Source organism: Rhizobium sp. 'Codium 1' (genome assembly GCF_020889605.1).
GTDB lineage: Bacteria > Pseudomonadota > Alphaproteobacteria > Rhizobiales > Rhizobiaceae > Allorhizobium > Allorhizobium algae.
In genome coordinates this window covers 206,503-220,346 of sequence record NZ_JAJGPW010000008.1, presented here as the reverse complement: position 1 = coordinate 220,346, position 13,844 = coordinate 206,503, and the positions used below count along the sequence as shown (strand labels likewise).

General features: G+C 62.1%; 15 protein-coding genes and 1 other annotated feature. Of the genes, 8 read left to right on the top strand and 7 right to left on the bottom strand.

The window, feature by feature from the left end; all coding sequences use genetic code 11:
* Nucleotides 1–197 precede the first annotated feature (197 nt).
* A complete protein-coding gene (locus tag LJE98_RS18555; RefSeq protein ID WP_229576745.1) occupies nucleotides 198–437 on the bottom strand; it encodes a hypothetical protein in 240 nt (79 codons plus the stop codon).
* Nucleotides 438–993: 556 nt separating this feature from the next.
* Here LJE98_RS18555 and LJE98_RS18550 point away from each other — a divergent pair.
* The 5 genes from LJE98_RS18550 to LJE98_RS18530 all read left to right on the top strand — a co-directional run bounded on the left by LJE98_RS18550 (nucleotide 994) and on the right by LJE98_RS18530 (nucleotide 5,244).
* Nucleotides 994–2,010 (top strand): sulfate ABC transporter substrate-binding protein, encoded by a 1,017-nt coding sequence (locus LJE98_RS18550; RefSeq protein WP_229576744.1) that lies wholly within the window; start codon nucleotides 994–996, stop codon nucleotides 2,008–2,010.
* Between the two features lie 147 nt (nucleotides 2,011–2,157).
* Nucleotides 2,158–2,213: a sequence feature (sul1 is cis-regulatory element that is thought to sense ions involved in sulfur or methionine metabolism; They are found in Alphaproteobacteria), on the top strand.
* A 75-nt stretch (nucleotides 2,214–2,288) separates the two neighbouring features.
* Nucleotides 2,289–3,776: a SulP family inorganic anion transporter gene (locus LJE98_RS18545; RefSeq protein WP_229576743.1), complete on the top strand. Its 1,488-nt coding sequence runs from the start codon at nucleotides 2,289–2,291 to the stop codon at nucleotides 3,774–3,776.
* Nucleotides 3,777–3,908: 132 nt separating this feature from the next.
* Entirely contained in the window at nucleotides 3,909–4,283 is a 375-nt protein-coding gene (locus tag LJE98_RS18540) for a DUF6152 family protein (RefSeq protein WP_229576742.1), read from the top strand.
* 4 nt (nucleotides 4,284–4,287) lie between these two features.
* Nucleotides 4,288–4,758, top strand: coding sequence for a DUF6644 family protein (locus LJE98_RS18535; protein WP_229576741.1), 471 nt, complete (start codon nucleotides 4,288–4,290; stop codon nucleotides 4,756–4,758).
* A 114-nt stretch (nucleotides 4,759–4,872) separates the two neighbouring features.
* Nucleotides 4,873–5,244 (top strand): hypothetical protein, encoded by a 372-nt coding sequence (locus LJE98_RS18530; RefSeq protein ID WP_229576740.1) that lies wholly within the window; start codon nucleotides 4,873–4,875, stop codon nucleotides 5,242–5,244.
* Nucleotides 5,245–5,300: 56 nt separating this feature from the next.
* Here LJE98_RS18530 and LJE98_RS18525 read toward each other — a convergent pair whose 3' ends face one another.
* Nucleotides 5,301–5,894 carry a TetR/AcrR family transcriptional regulator gene (locus LJE98_RS18525; protein WP_229576739.1) on the bottom strand — a complete coding sequence of 198 codons (594 nt, stop codon included), beginning with the start codon at nucleotides 5,892–5,894 and terminating at the stop codon, nucleotides 5,301–5,303.
* Nucleotides 5,895–5,965: 71 nt separating this feature from the next.
* Here LJE98_RS18525 and bdcA point away from each other — a divergent pair, with 71 nt between their 5' ends.
* The gene (bdcA, locus tag LJE98_RS18520) at nucleotides 5,966–6,679 is read left to right on the top strand and encodes an SDR family oxidoreductase (RefSeq protein WP_229576738.1); all 714 of its coding nucleotides are present in this window, start codon (nucleotides 5,966–5,968) and stop codon (nucleotides 6,677–6,679) included.
* A gap of 69 nt (nucleotides 6,680–6,748) precedes the next feature.
* Here the strand turns inward: bdcA and LJE98_RS18515 are convergent, their stop codons facing one another.
* Nucleotides 6,749–7,399: a DUF2161 domain-containing phosphodiesterase gene (locus LJE98_RS18515; RefSeq protein ID WP_229576737.1), complete on the bottom strand. Its 651-nt coding sequence runs from the start codon at nucleotides 7,397–7,399 to the stop codon at nucleotides 6,749–6,751.
* Nucleotides 7,400–7,506: 107 nt separating this feature from the next.
* A complete protein-coding gene (locus tag LJE98_RS18510; RefSeq protein WP_324255866.1) occupies nucleotides 7,507–8,787 on the bottom strand; it encodes a hemolysin family protein in 1,281 nt (426 codons plus the stop codon).
* 247 nt (nucleotides 8,788–9,034) lie between these two features.
* Between LJE98_RS18510 and LJE98_RS18505 the strand changes: the two genes are divergently transcribed.
* Entirely contained in the window at nucleotides 9,035–9,292 is a 258-nt protein-coding gene (locus LJE98_RS18505) for an Ada metal-binding domain-containing protein (protein WP_229576736.1), read from the top strand.
* Nucleotides 9,293–9,311: 19 nt separating this feature from the next.
* Here LJE98_RS18505 and LJE98_RS18500 read toward each other — a convergent pair whose 3' ends face one another.
* From LJE98_RS18500 to LJE98_RS18490, 3 genes are all read right to left on the bottom strand, one after another.
* Nucleotides 9,312–10,622: a TRAP transporter large permease gene (locus tag LJE98_RS18500; RefSeq protein ID WP_229576735.1), complete on the bottom strand. Its 1,311-nt coding sequence runs from the start codon at nucleotides 10,620–10,622 to the stop codon at nucleotides 9,312–9,314.
* Nucleotides 10,622–11,161: a TRAP transporter small permease gene (locus LJE98_RS18495; RefSeq protein ID WP_229576734.1), complete on the bottom strand. Its 540-nt coding sequence runs from the start codon at nucleotides 11,159–11,161 to the stop codon at nucleotides 10,622–10,624. The genes LJE98_RS18500 and LJE98_RS18495 overlap by 1 nt, the downstream gene beginning before the upstream one ends.
* Nucleotides 11,162–11,235: 74 nt before the next feature.
* Nucleotides 11,236–12,270 (bottom strand): TRAP transporter substrate-binding protein, encoded by a 1,035-nt coding sequence (locus tag LJE98_RS18490; RefSeq protein WP_229576733.1) that lies wholly within the window; start codon nucleotides 12,268–12,270, stop codon nucleotides 11,236–11,238.
* 371 nt (nucleotides 12,271–12,641) lie between these two features.
* On the opposite strand from LJE98_RS18490, the gene LJE98_RS18485 reads away from it, so the two are divergent.
* Nucleotides 12,642–13,784, top strand: coding sequence for an alpha/beta hydrolase (locus LJE98_RS18485; protein WP_229576732.1), 1,143 nt, complete (start codon nucleotides 12,642–12,644; stop codon nucleotides 13,782–13,784).
* The last annotated feature ends 60 nt before the right edge of the window (nucleotides 13,785–13,844 follow it).

Below are 13,844 nucleotides of genomic sequence, written 5' to 3'. Positions count from 1 at the left end.
TCATAGGTGATCGAACCCGGGATCGGCTGGACGGAGGCGAAAGCGGCCGAGCCGGCTGCGAGGGAGATCAGGGCGGCAGAAATGATGGTCTTCATGGTCGGAGTTCCTTATCTTGAATTGAGTGACACGCTGCGTGTTCAGCTCATGATTGTATGTCTGGGTAGAGTTCCACCCGGGATTTTGGATCGTCCCTTGTGTCAGTCGTTCGACATGGAACGGGAAACGATCGATACGGTCCTGTCTGCATTCACCTGGTAGATCTCGCGGACCTCGGATCCACCGGTGTAGAAGGTATGAAAGAAGTTCGAACCGGCCGGGGCCTGTTCGAGCCTCGGCTGCGCACCGCCATAGGTGATGGAGCCCGGGATTGGCTCTACCGCGAAGGCGGCCGATGTGCCTGCGAGGGTTGTGAGGAGTGCTGCTGCGATGAACTTCATTGTCGTTGTGCCTTGAGAACCTTGTTCAATCGAACTGTGCGGTTCGATGAGATGTATTTGGCGCAGACGGCTGCGGATTGCAATACCCAATTGCGCACAATCGAACTGATTGGTTCGGTTGGTGTACCCGGTATACGGAGAGGCACTTGAAAATTTGTCCTATGAAAATCAGCGGTTTAGGCTGTGTTTTTGCTGTCATTTAACTATGACATAGAACGATTATTTTTTATTTCTCTCACCCTTTTGTGACTGCTGCTTGACTGTCGAGACCCCGATTAAGGCGTCGCCGTCGACCGCGGGTGGCCCCTGCGCGGCGGCAATCGGTCTTTCATCCCGATATTTCGAGAAGCCTGCTCGCGGCCCCGGGCAAAATTCGGACGTCCCGCCATTCCAACAATCTGCGGAAGCTTTGTCCTCCATGTCGATGCTCGGCAGAACGCCTGTCGCGCCAGCCCGGGGGGCACGGGAAACGCTTTTGCGAACGCATGGATCCACGTTGACTAAGACGACTTGTCAGGTAGTCTTAAATCGTTAACGCCAGAGAGGAGGCACAGACATGAAGTGCATTGGGAAAAATCTTGCGGCGTTTCTTATCGGTCTGGGCCTGTCCACCGGCCTCGTGCTGCCGGCAGGCGCCACGGAACTCCTGAACGTTTCCTATGATCCGACGCGCGAGTTCTATGCCGAATTCAACACGGTCTTTGCCAGACACTGGCAAACCGAGACCGGCGAGACCGTGACGGTGAGCCAGTCGCATGGCGGTTCCGGCCGCCAGGCCCGCGCCGTGATGGAAGGCCTCAAGGCAGATGTCGTCACACTCGCCCTGCAGAGTGACATAGACATTATCGCAGAGCGGTCAAAGCTGATCGCCGCGGACTGGCGAGCCCGTCTGCCGAACAGGTCGTCCCCCTATACGTCCACCATCGTGTTCCTGGTGCGCAAGGGCAATCCCAAGGGCATCAAGGACTGGGGTGACCTGGTGAAGGGGGACATCCAGATCGTCACGCCCAATCCGAAGACCTCGGGCGGTGCACGCTGGAACTATCTCGCCGCCTGGGCCTGGGCCAACAAGGAGTTCGGCGGTGATCAGCAGAAGATTGGCGAGTATATCGCCGAGATCTACCGCCGCGCGCCGGTGCTTGATACAGGCGCACGCGGCGCGCTGACGAGCTTTGCCCAGCGCGAAATCGGCGACGTACTGATTTCCTGGGAAAACGAGGCCTATCTCGCCGGCAGGGAATTTGGCGCAGACCAGTTCGAGATCGTCACCCCGTCGCTGTCGATCCTCGCCGAACCGCCGGTTGCCGTCGTCGATGTCAATGTCGACGAGAAGGGCACCCGCAGGGAGGCGGAAGCCTATCTGAACTACCTCTATTCGGCAGAGGGCCAGGCGCTCGCCGCCAAGCATTTCTACCGCCCCTCGCGGCCGGATCTCGTGGCCGCAGGCTCCGGTCCCGAATTGCCCAGGCTCGATCTTGTCACCATCGACGATCCACTCTTCGGCGGCTGGGCCAAAGCTCAGCAGGAGCATTTCGGCGAAGGAGGTATCTTTGACCGGATCTACCGCCCCTGACGGGCGGCACCTCCCAAGGGTGAGGAAGGCGGTTCCGAAGGGGGCCGCCTTCCTTGTTTTTCGGCAGAGTCGGACAAGACGATCTTGCCTTCCAGCCGACGCCTATTGTTGCGCTGCGGCATGTTTTGAGCTACAGACCCTCATCCACAAGGACCCGGTGAAAATCCGGGTGGCTCTTCTGGCCGCCGATCCGCCAGACAACACAGCAACGCAACCCATTACTTCTTTTCTGGCCCGGGACCCGCTCGGACCGTTGCAACAACTGTGAAAAATCAACAATGCAAACTCTTATCAATTACCGCCGCGAGTGGTTCTCCAACATCCGTGGCGACATCCTTTCCGGCATCGTCGTGGCGCTGGCCCTCATCCCCGAAGCGATCGGCTTTTCCGTCATTGCCGGCGTCGATCCCAAGGTCGGCCTTTATGCCTCCTTCGCCATCGCCTGCGTCACCGCCTTTGTCGGCGGCCGGCCCGGCATGATTTCGGCTGCCACTGCCGCAACCGCCGTGATCATGGTGACCTTGGTCAAGGAACACGGCCTGCAATATCTTTTCGCCGCCACGATCCTGATGGGCATCATCCAGATCCTCGCCGGCTTCCTGAAGCTCGGCCGGGTCATGCGCTTCGTCTCGCGCTCGGTCATCACCGGCTTCGTCAACGCACTCGCCATCCTCATCTTCATGGCGCAGCTCCCCGAACTGATCGGCGTGCCGGGCATGACCTATGCGATGATCGCCGGCGGCCTCGCGATCATCTACCTCTTCCCCTATGTGACGAAGGCCATCCCGTCGCCGCTGGTCGCCATTGCGGTCCTGACCACGCTTGCCTGGTGGACGGGCATGGACCTGCGCACCGTTGGCGATCTCGGTGAACTGCCCTCGACGCTGCCCGTCTTCCTGCTGCCGGATGTGCCGCTCACCCTTGAGACGCTGCAGATCATCTTGCCCTATTCGCTCACTCTCGCTGCCGTCGGCTTGCTCGAGTCCTTGCTGACCGCGCAGATCGTTGACGACATGACGGATACGCCCAGCAACAAGAGCCAGGAATGCATCGGTCAGGGCACGGGCAACATCGCCTCCGCCATGATCGGCGGCATGGGCGGTTGCGCCATGATCGGCCAGTCTGTCATCAACATTACCTCCGGTGGCCGCGGGCGCCTGTCGGCCTTCGTCGCCGGCGCCTTTCTGCTCTTCCTGATCGTGGTGCTCGACGATCTCGTCCGCATCATCCCCATGGCAGCCCTCGTCGCCGTCATGATCATGGTCTCGATCGGCACCTTCTCCTGGCGCTCGATCCTCGATGTGAGCCGCAATCCCTGGCCATCCACGGTCGTGATGCTGGCAACCGTCGTGACAGTCGTTGCGACCCACGATCTCGCCAAGGGCGTCATCGTCGGCGTACTCCTGTCCGGGATCTTCTTTGCCGGCAAGGTGGCCAAGCTGTTCAGCGTCAGCCGCCATGCCGACGGGGCGTCCGGCACGGTCACCTACCGGGTCACGGGCCAGATCTTCTTCGCCTCGGCCGAGAGCTTCATCCACGCCTTCGATTTCGCCGACGTGGCAGACAAGGTGGTGATCGACGTGACCACCGCCCATCTCTGGGACATCACTGCGGTCGGCGCGCTCGACAAGGTCGTGCTGAAATACCGCAAGGCTGGCGTCGAGGTCGATGTTCTCGGCTTCAACGAGGCGAGTGCCGACATGGTCGATCGTTTCGCCCTGCACGACAAGGACGAGCGGCTTGCCGCAAGTGCTGCCCTGCACTGATTTGAAGCAGACCGGGCGCCGGAAATTCGGCGCCCTTTTTCGACGTCACCACTCAATCAAGCAAAGGTGACGTCGAAAAACCGGATGGGTGCACTAGTCTTGCAGGGAGTGCCCACAGTCCGGAGAAAGATCATGAACCGCTTACTCTCCTTGTCTGCCCTGGCAGGCGTCGCCCTGTGCGCCGGTGCGGCCATGGCCCATCACGGCTGGTCCTGGGCCGAGGCCGACCAGATCGACCTGACCGGCAAGATCACCGCGATCTCCTTTGCCCCGCCGCATCCGACGCTCGAACTCGATACGGCCGATGGCGGCTGGCGCATCGAACTCGGCAATCCGAACCAGACCCAGCGATCCGGCTTTGTCGAAGGCGTGGTTGCTGTCGGCGATGAGATCACCGTGCGCGGCAATCGCTCGCTCGATCCCGCGGAGAAGCGGCTGAAGGCCGTGCGTGTCATCGTGGCGGGCAAGAACTACGACATCTATCCCAGTCGCATCGTGACGAACTGACGGCATGGACTGGCTGGCGGCTCTCGGCGAGACACCAGTGGCCCAGGCGCTGATGCGCTGGCCGGTGCTCTACATCTTCGTCAATGCCAGCCACATCCTCTCGCTTGGCATGCTGGTCGGGGCGAGCGTCATCCTCGATCTGCGCCTGCTCGGCGCCTTCGCCCGCCTGCCGCTGGCGGAGACGCTGACCGTCCTCTCGCGGATCGCAGCGGTCGCTCTGGGGTTTGCGGTGCTGACCGGCGCGCATCTCTTCTCCGTGCGTCCGCTGGACTATGCAACCAACACCGCTTTCCTCATCAAGATCGTGCTCGTTCTTCTTGGCACGGCCAATGCCCTTGCTGTCCACCGATCGCGCGACTGGCAGGCGATGGTGGCCGGCGCGCCCGCGACGGCGCGGCTCCGTCTGGCGGCGTTGGCCTCGCTTGTCTTCTGGCTGGGAGCGTTGCTTGCCGGGCGCTGGATCGGGTTTCTCTGAGTGCGACCGCTTCGGGATCTCTCCCCTGGATCCGCCGGAAAATGACGATTGTCAGTATCTTTGCACCGGGCCGAAGCAATGGTACTCTCCCTTCGTTGTTCGGGGGATTTCAACATGCCACAATTATCTGTCTGGTATTTCCGTACGGCCATTCTCTTTCTGATCGCCGGCATCTGTCTCGGCCTGTACATGTCGATCACGCACCAGTTCGAGGCGACCGGTGCGCATGCCCATATCAACCTGCTCGGCTGGGTCACCATGGCGATCTTCGGCATCTACTACGCATTGAACCCGGTCCAGGCCGCGAGCCGGATCGCCAAGATCCAGTACATGGTCTACACGATCGGCATCCTGGTCATGGCACCATCGCTCTTCCTGATGCTGACCGGCAATCCGGCCCTGGAACCCGTCGTGGCGATCTCCTCGCTGGTGACGTTTTCCGGCGTCCTGCTGTTTGCCATGATCCTGTTTACGCGCAAGGCGTGAGCAGGATCGGTACGGCGAAGGCCACACTTGGGGCTCGACGGCTGGGTTGGTGAGACCTAGCCGTCGATAGTCTGTGCAACCGCCTGTCCCGCGATCCTTGCGATCGCCATGAGCCGGTCGAGGGAAAGCCCCGCGCGGGCCTTGGCCGACATTCCTGTCATGGTCGCGCCGACGAAATCCGCCACTTCGCTGGCCTTGTCCGGATGTCGTGCGGCGACATAGTCAAGGATGGCCTCTTCTGCACCGCGCTGTAGGACACAGGCGGCTGCTCGCGCGTCCGGGTCGTCCGATCGGACACCTTCCACCACCATACATCCCGTTGCGTCCGGATTGCCCGCATATCGGCGCGCCGCATCCTCAAGCACAGCTGTAAGGCACGCAGCCACCGGCTCGTCCGCGCGCAACAGTTCGGCAAGCGGGATGGCCTCGGTTGCCGTGTAACGGTCCAGGACGCGCGCATAGAGCCCCATCTTGCTGCCGAAGGCGGCGTAGAAACTCGGCGGGTTGATGCCGAGGGCCGTCGTGATGTCGGCCACGCTGACCGCGTCATACCCACGACCGTGGAAAAGTTGCTGTGCAACGGCGATCGCCTCTTCCGGGTCGAAGCGGCGCGGTCTGCCGCGTGGCCGGATATTTTTTGTATCAGTCATTACAAAAAGCCTTGAAGCTGAGAAATCAGTATTTATGTAGTGCTCGTTAGGTAAACACTCAAGGAGCGAACATGTCCAAGTTTATAGGAAAATCAGTGCTGGTGCTCGGCGGCAGCCGCGGGATTGGCGCGGCCATCGTCCGGCGCTTCGCAGCCGATGGCGCAAATGTCACCTTCACCTATGCCGGATCGAAGGCTGCGGCCGAGCAATTGGCGGCCGAGACTGGCAGTACGGCAGTTGTCACCGACAGTGCCGACCGTGAGGCCGTGGTCCGGCGGGTTCGCGAAAGTGGCCCGCTGGACATCCTCGTGGTCAATTCCGGTATCGGCGTTTTCGGCGATGCGCTGGACCAGGATCCCGATGTCATAGATCGGCTTTTCCAGATCAACATCCACACGCCCTATCACGCCTCAGTGGAAGCGGCGCGACAGATGCCCGAGGGGGGCCGTATCATTGTGATGGGGTCGGTCAACGGTGATCGAATGCCTGTTCCCGGCATGGCGTCCTATGCAGTCAGCAAGTCTGCCCTGCAGGGTCTCGCTCGTGGGCTGGCACGCGATTTCGGTCCGCGCGGCATTACCATCAATGTCATCCAGCCAGGGCCGATCGATACGGATGCCAATCCGGAGAATGGGCCGATGAAGGATCTGATGCACAGCTTCATGGCCATCAAGCGCCACGGCCGCCCGGAAGAGGTCGCCGGCATGGTTGCCTGGCTGTCTGGCCCGGAAGCCAGTTTCGTCACGGGGGCCATGCACACGATTGACGGTGCATTCGGCGCCTGATCGGCCATCACAAGGGGCGCCTCCGGGCGCCCCGGTTGGAGCGCGGTCATTGATACGCTGGTTGTCAGGTTACACGTGTCGCCACCGCGCCAGCGCCTCTTGACCCACGGGGGTCAAGCCATAGACACCGCGCTCCACCCGCTCGAACCAGCCATAGACATTGCCCTGCAGGATCTTGGCCGCCTCAGGCACCTGCGCCCGGACCTCCCGCACCATGAGCGGACCCGATGCGAGCGCCGAAGCGCATCCGAGTGCCTGCTGGCGATAGGCCGTCATGAGCGGTGTCCTCGTGCTGCCGCCCACCGCAGGATCGCCCTTGCGCCGCTGGTGTTCGCGCATCAGCCGTGAGCGCCGTTTCGGATTGGTGCGGGGCATGGGCGTGACCGAACCGACGATGACGCTGACCTCGCCGGTATCGGATATGCCGAGCATGCCGATCCCCAGCCGTCGGCAGAGATCGCGGTAACGTTTGTCGCTCTCGCGCCCCTTGCCCTTGGCCGAGACACGCCCCGCGATCCAGACTTCGTCGGCGACAGAGGCGCGATCGACAGCCTGCAGGATGAGTTCGAGATTGAAGCTGAGCTTGAGCTCGCAGACCACGAGCACAGGCGGATCCTCATCATTCAGGCCGACGAGATCGCAACCGCCGATCTCGCCCTTGACGCTGTAGCCGGCCTTTTCCAGGAAGGCTTTGACCGGCAGGTAGAGTGAAGTTTCCATGGACCTGCTAGAGTTTGGAAGGAGATGCCCGACAACTACTGCGATTTTCCGGCGTGTGACACCCGGCGCGGCTGCTCTTCGGCGAAAAACTGCCCGGATGCGCTCGATCAGCCGTCGATGCGCTTCACCAGCAGCTTGTCCACCCGCCGTCCGTCCATGTCGATGACTTCGAAGGACCAGCCCTTTGCGGTGAATTTTTCGCCGAGGGAGGGGAGGCGCTTGATCTCGTCGATGACGAAGCCCGCGACGGTCTCGTAGTCTGGATCGGCCTCGATCGAAAAGCCCATCTCGTCGGCAAACTCGTCGATCGGCATCCAGCCGGCCACGAGGAAGGTTCCATCCTCGCGCTCGGTGAGGGGAGGCTCCTCGCCGTCCTCTTCCTGAAACACGCCGGTGATGGCTTCCAGCACGTCACCCGACGTCACGATCCCTTCGAAATGGCCATATTCGTCATAGACGAGAACCATGTGGGCGGGCGAGCGACGCAACGACTGGATGACGTTGATGGCGCTGGTCCGGTCTGACACCACGGGCGCCTCGCGCATCAGGGAGCGGATGTCGAGTTCTGTACCCTGCAGGAGGGCGTCCAGTGCGTCCTTGACGAAAACGACCCCCAGGATTTCGTCCGAAGAACCGTTGCGCACCGGAAGGCGCGACCGCTGCGAATTGCGCAGCTGTTCCCGGATTGCGGCGAAATCATTCTGGATGTCGATGACCTCGACCTCGCGGCGCGGGGTCATCAGGCCACGCGCGGCCCGGTCTGCGAGGCGCATGACGCCCGAGATCATTTCCGACTCTTCTTCCTCGATCACGCCGGCGCTGTGCGCCTCGGCGAGCACGCTCCTGATTTCCTCGTCGGTCATCTTCTCGCCTTTGTCGCCCTTCTGGCCGAGAAGTGCGAGAACGAGCTTGCCGGAGGCATTGAGCAGCCAGACGAGAGGAAGCGCGACCCTCGAAAGCATCGCCATGGCTGGCGCGACTTTGGATGCGACGGCCTCTGGCGCCCGAAGTGCGATCTGCTTGGGCACGAGTTCGCCGACGATCAGCGACAGATAGGTGATGGCAACGACGACCGATCCGACACCCAGGCCGTCTGAAAGTGCTTCAGACAGGCCCTGCGCCTGCAGCCATCCGGCGAGGCGCGCGCCCAGCGTCGCGCCTGAAAAAGCGCCGGAGAGCACGCCGACAAGGGTGATGCCGATCTGCACTGTGGAGAGGAAACGCCCCGGATCTTCGGCAAGCCGGATGGCGATGGCAGCACCGCGATTGCCCTGATCGGCGAGTAGCTTCAGGCGCACCGGGCGGGAGGAGACGACGGCGAGTTCGGACATGGCGAGAACGCCGTTAAGCAGTGTCAGGAAAACGACGATGGAGATTTCGATTAACACGAGTGGTCCATTGATTACGTCGGGATGCGCCGGAGCGAGCCGCTCGGTGATCCGGGATGCCGATAAGCCGGCCAGTCCCTCCGTTCAGCTGTCACGCACAATAGCATGCGGCTGAGAAACGTCGACACGCTCCATATACGTGAGGAGTCCCGGTCCTGCAAACCGCAGATTTGTGACGCGCAGGTTTCGGGTGGCATCGGAACCCCTTTGCCGACATCGTCGGTCCGGCAGAAGACCGGAGGATTGCATGCATAGCGACAGGCTGACCAGCACCCATAGGAACCCGACCCCGGCGCAGTGGCAGGCGATCCGCAGTCGCGACACGTCCATGGACTGCCATTTCTTCTATGGGGTCCTCTCCACCGGCATCGCCTGCCGCCCTTCCTGCGCGGCCCGGCCCGCCCGGCCGGAAAGTGTCGTCTGCTATGAGACGGTTGAGCAGGCGCGCGCCGCCGGCTTTCGTCCCTGCCTGCGTTGTCGTCCTGATAGGCCTGAGGCCTGGTGACCTGCAGCCGGTCGACGCCTCACACGAGGAAGGTCGAGATGATCGGAAAGGCCGTGAGAATGGCGATCCGGATCAGGTCGGCACCGACAAAGGGCACGATGCCTCGGTAGGTCTCGCGGATCGGCACGTCGCGGGACATGGCCGATATGATGAAGAGGTTCAGCCCCACCGGTGGCGTTATCATGCCGATCTCCGCCACCATCAGCACCAGGATGCCGAACCAGATGGCGAAATGCTCAGGGCTCATGCCGAAATCCATGGCCGTCACGATCGGGAAGAAGATCGGAATGGTGAGCACGATCATGGAGAGCGAATCCATGATGCAGCCAAAGATGATGTAGAGCGCGAGGATGATGATCAGCACGGTCATCGGCGCATAGCCCTGCGCCGTCACCCATTCCGCACCGAGCTGGGGCAGGCGGGAGAAGGCGAGGAAGGAATTGAAGACCGAGGCGCCGAGGATGATGAAGAAGATCATGCCGGTCGAGACGGCCGTCTCCTTGAAACACTCGAACAGAGACTTGCGATCCAGGCCGCCATTGACGAAGGCGACGAGACCCGCGCCGACCGCACCGACGGCGGCCGCCTGGGTCGGGGTGAACCAGCCGAGATAGATGCCGCCGACGACCGAGAAGAAGATGGCGATGACGGGCCAGACGGCAATCATCGCCGGTACCCGGTCCCTCCAGGCGACGCGTGCCGCATGTCCCGCCGAACCGGGCTTCACCCGCACATAAATGGCAATAACGATCAGGTAGGAGAGCGCCGCAATGATGCCGGGCACGAAGGCGGCAAGGAAGAGTTTGGCGATATTCTGCTCGGCGAGGATGGCATAGATGACCAGCACGACCGAGGGCGGGATCAGGATGCCGAGCGTGCCGCCGGCTGCAAGCGAAGCCGTTGCCAGCCCGCCGGAATAGCCGTTCCGCTTCAGTTCCGGCAGCGCGACCTGCGCCATGGTGGCGGCGGTCGCGAGTGACGAACCGCAGATCGAGCCGAATCCCGCACTGGCGCCGACGGCCGCCATGGCGACCCCGCCCTTGCGATGGCCGAGAAAGGCGGCCGCTGCATTGAACAGCGCCTGGCTCATGCCACCGCGTGCGGCGAACTGGCCCATCAGCAGGAAGAGCGGAATGATCGAAAGCGAGTAGTTCGCATTGGTGTTCCAGGCCAGCGCCTTCATCTGCGCAAGCACCGGCGTCCACCTGTCGAGCACGAAATAGGTGCCGACAATGCCGGTGGCCAGCATGGCAGCCCCGATCGGCACGCGCATCAGGATCAGAAGGATGAGAACGGGGAAGGACCAGAGTCCAATTTCGACGCTGCTCATCAATGGGCTCCGAGCGATGCAACTATGGTGCGCCGGTTCCGGATGTCCCGGATATCGGCGACGACGACAAACAGGCAGATGATCAGGTTGGCGAACAGCAGCACGAGCGCCACGGCATAACCCCACCAGACCGGAATGAGCAGCAGCGGCGTGATTTCGCCATTGCCGAACTTGTCCATCGTCCCGACGAAATGACGCCAGGTGACGAGGCCGAGAAGCACCGCGATCAGCACGTCGCCGACGACTTGGGTGAAGTTCATCGCCTTCGGCCCGAAGGCGGAGATGATGAGATCGACACCGACATGACCGCGCTTCAGCTGGCAATAGGGCAGGAAGGCGAAGACGGCGAGACCACATAAGGCTTCCACGAGCTCGATTTCGCCGGGCAAGGGTCGAATGGTCAGGCTGCCGACGATTGACAGCACGGTCAGTCCGCAGGCGACCATCAGGCAGAGCCCGCCAAACGCGACCAGCGCCCCGGCAAGGGCATGGCTGGCCCGCTCGAGGCGCTCGAAGCTGCTTGACGTGGAGTTCGCCATGGGGAGGTCCTCGGGTATCAGACGAAAAAAAATCCGGGCGCCTTCCGACAGGGCGCCCGGACAGGTGTGGGAACTTACTTGGCGTTCGCCTCGATCAGAGCAAGTGCATCGTTGTAGAGGGTCGTGCCATCGAGGCCCTTGCCGTCCATTTCGGCGATCCAGGCCTTGGTGACGGCCTCTCCGGCAGCCTTCCAGCGCGCGGTTTCGGCCTCGTCCAGTGTGATCGTGGTATTGCCGGCCTTGTCGGCAATTTCCTTGCCGCGAACGTCGCCTGAGTCCATGGCCTGCCCGAAGAGCCGGGCGAGTTCCTTGCCCGAATTGGCGTCGATCACCGACTTCAGATCGTCAGGCATGGCGTCGTAGCTGTCCTTGTTCATCGCGAAGAAGAACGTGCCGGTATAGAGGCCGGTCGAGCCGGAAAACGCCGTATGGTTCGGTGCGAGTTCGGCGATCTTGATCGCCGGCGTCACTTCCCACGGCACGACGGAGCCGTCGATGACGCTCTTCGACAGGCTTTCCGGGACGGCCGTCACCGGCATGCCAATGGCCGATGCGCCCATGGCCTCGAGCATCTGGTTGACCACTTTGGACGTGCCGCGAAGCTTCAGGCCCTGCATGTCTTCGAGCTTGGAAACCGGCTTGGAGGCGATCGTGTGGATGAGCCCCGGGCCATGCGTGTGGACGGCGAGCACATGGTAGTCGGTCAGCTCGTCCTTCAGGTGCTTTTCGTAATAGTCCTGGAAGGCGAGCGAGGTCGCTTCCGCAGTGGTCACCATGAATGGCAGTTCGAAGGCTTCCGACTTGGGGAAACGACCCGGCGTATAACCGAAAAGGGTCCAGGTGAGGTCGACGACACCGTCCTTGACCTGATCGACGAGGTCGGACGGTTTGCCGCCCAGCTGCATCGCCGGATAGAGTTCGACTTCGATCCGGCCATTGGAATCGGCCTTGATCTTGTCGGCCCAGGGCTGCAGCACCTTGGCCGGGATCGTCGCCTGCGGCGGCAGCATCTGATGCAGTTTCAGGGTGACGTCGGCGGCAAAGCTGGTAGTCGCCGACAGCGACATGACCAATCCGGACAGGCCGGCAATGAGAAACGGGCGCAACATGATCTCCTCCCATGTCTTGTTGAGCGCGGGGAACCTGCCGATCCGAGATCTCGTTGCGATCCGAACACATGACCGTGAGGTCATGAAAGGTCGCATCGTTGGGCTCCTCACTCCCGACCGGCAAACTTCTCCCTTGATGGTTATGCTTACAGATGGCTTCGTCGCATGCAAATAATCTTCTGGCGGTCACGCATAACCAAACTTGTATGAATGGATGCTCTGCGCCGCAATCTTTAACGCGTGTTTCAGGGCATGTCTTGCAAGCTTTGATCCGGAGTCCTTGGCGAGGACAGCGCGCTCGGTTATAGCTCGCCCTGGTCCGCTCATGACGAGCGGCGTACCGGTTGATGCGTATCGGGGATGGGTCGAGAATGAGTTTCACCGCTGCCGGAGCTGCCCGCCTGACAAGGTCGCTCTCTCTCGCCACGGGTCTTGTCGCGGCAGTTCTCCTGTCATCCTGTGCCGGACGGCCCGGTCCCGAAACCCTGGGCACGGTCGCCCTCGGCGACTTTGAGCCGACCCGGGTCGAGACCCTCTACACGGTCACCACCCGTGGCCGCGCCACGACGGGCACGAATGTCTTCACGACGGACAAGACGCGCCACCCCAATTATGCGAGCTTCGACATCTCCATTCCGCCGACCCATGTGGCGGCCGTGATCGAGTGGCCAAAGCCGGGCCGCGAGGTGGACCCGAAAACCGATTTTGCCGTCGTCTCCCAATCCGTTCTCGACCGGGCATCGCTCCTGCAGGTTCTCCGCCGGCGCGAGGCCGCCGCTCCGGTCGTCTTCGTCCACGGCTACAACTACAATTTTCAGGAATCGCTCTTCCGGCTGGCCCAGCTGAAGACGGACAGCAATGTCGAAGGCACGCCGGTGCTCTTCTCCTGGCCATCGCTTGCCGCCTTGCCGGCCTATGTCGCGGACAAGGAATCCGCTACCTATTCGCGCGATGCGCTGGCTGACTTGCTGTCCGACATGGTGCGGGCGCGCAAGGGTGAGGTCGATGTCTTCGCCCATTCCATGGGTGGCTGGCTGACCATCGAAGCGCTCCGGCAGCTCAGGCTGGAAGGCAAGGACGATGTGCTCGACCGTCTGAGGGTGATCATGGCAGCCCCCGATATCGACGAGGATGTCTTCACCGCCCAGCTCGATGTGATCGGCCGTATGCGCACCCCCATCACCATCCTCGTTGCGCCCGACGATCGTGCCCTCCAGGTGTCGAGCTTCCTCGGCGCCGGCACCCAGAGAGTCGGCGCTCTCGATGCGCGAAGCCCGGAAGTCGAGGAAGCGGCGCAGCGCTACGGCATCACGATCGTCGATATCTCCTCGCTGGAATCGATCGATGCGACCAACCACAATCGCTTCTTCGACGTGAAGCAACTGGCCGTCGCCCTGAACAAGCCGGCGGCCGCCGCGACCCTGGGCGATGCCGGCGCCTTCGTGCTGGATGCCGCCGCCCAGACCGTGTCCAGTCCCTTCTCGCTGGCAGCGACCGTTCTGCGCCAGCGGTGATCCGACCGGTCTTGTCGATCAACGGGCTTTAAGCCGGGCCTTTCCTGTAGGGCTGGCTTG

What these genes read in the sequence shown, in the direction of transcription:
- LJE98_RS18555 (WP_229576745.1), bottom strand. Translation starts at nt 437, where the DNA reads ATGAAGTTCATCGCAGCAGCACTCCTCACAACCCTCGCAGGCACATCG.
- LJE98_RS18550 (WP_229576744.1), top strand. Translation starts at nt 994, where the DNA reads ATGAAGTGCATTGGGAAAAATCTTGCGGCGTTTCTTATCGGTCTGGGC.
- LJE98_RS18545 (WP_229576743.1), top strand. Translation starts at nt 2,289, where the DNA reads ATGCAAACTCTTATCAATTACCGCCGCGAGTGGTTCTCCAACATCCGT.
- LJE98_RS18540 (WP_229576742.1), top strand. Translation starts at nt 3,909, where the DNA reads ATGAACCGCTTACTCTCCTTGTCTGCCCTGGCAGGCGTCGCCCTGTGC.
- LJE98_RS18535 (WP_229576741.1), top strand. Translation starts at nt 4,288, where the DNA reads ATGGACTGGCTGGCGGCTCTCGGCGAGACACCAGTGGCCCAGGCGCTG.
- LJE98_RS18530 (WP_229576740.1), top strand. Translation starts at nt 4,873, where the DNA reads ATGCCACAATTATCTGTCTGGTATTTCCGTACGGCCATTCTCTTTCTG.
- LJE98_RS18525 (WP_229576739.1), bottom strand. Translation starts at nt 5,894, where the DNA reads ATGACTGATACAAAAAATATCCGGCCACGCGGCAGACCGCGCCGCTTC.
- bdcA (WP_229576738.1), top strand. Translation starts at nt 5,966, where the DNA reads ATGTCCAAGTTTATAGGAAAATCAGTGCTGGTGCTCGGCGGCAGCCGC.
- LJE98_RS18515 (WP_229576737.1), bottom strand. Translation starts at nt 7,399, where the DNA reads ATGGAAACTTCACTCTACCTGCCGGTCAAAGCCTTCCTGGAAAAGGCC.
- LJE98_RS18505 (WP_229576736.1), top strand. Translation starts at nt 9,035, where the DNA reads ATGCATAGCGACAGGCTGACCAGCACCCATAGGAACCCGACCCCGGCG.
- LJE98_RS18500 (WP_229576735.1), bottom strand. Translation starts at nt 10,622, where the DNA reads ATGAGCAGCGTCGAAATTGGACTCTGGTCCTTCCCCGTTCTCATCCTT.
- LJE98_RS18495 (WP_229576734.1), bottom strand. Translation starts at nt 11,161, where the DNA reads ATGGCGAACTCCACGTCAAGCAGCTTCGAGCGCCTCGAGCGGGCCAGC.
- LJE98_RS18490 (WP_229576733.1), bottom strand. Translation starts at nt 12,270, where the DNA reads ATGTTGCGCCCGTTTCTCATTGCCGGCCTGTCCGGATTGGTCATGTCG.
- LJE98_RS18485 (WP_229576732.1), top strand. Translation starts at nt 12,642, where the DNA reads ATGAGTTTCACCGCTGCCGGAGCTGCCCGCCTGACAAGGTCGCTCTCT.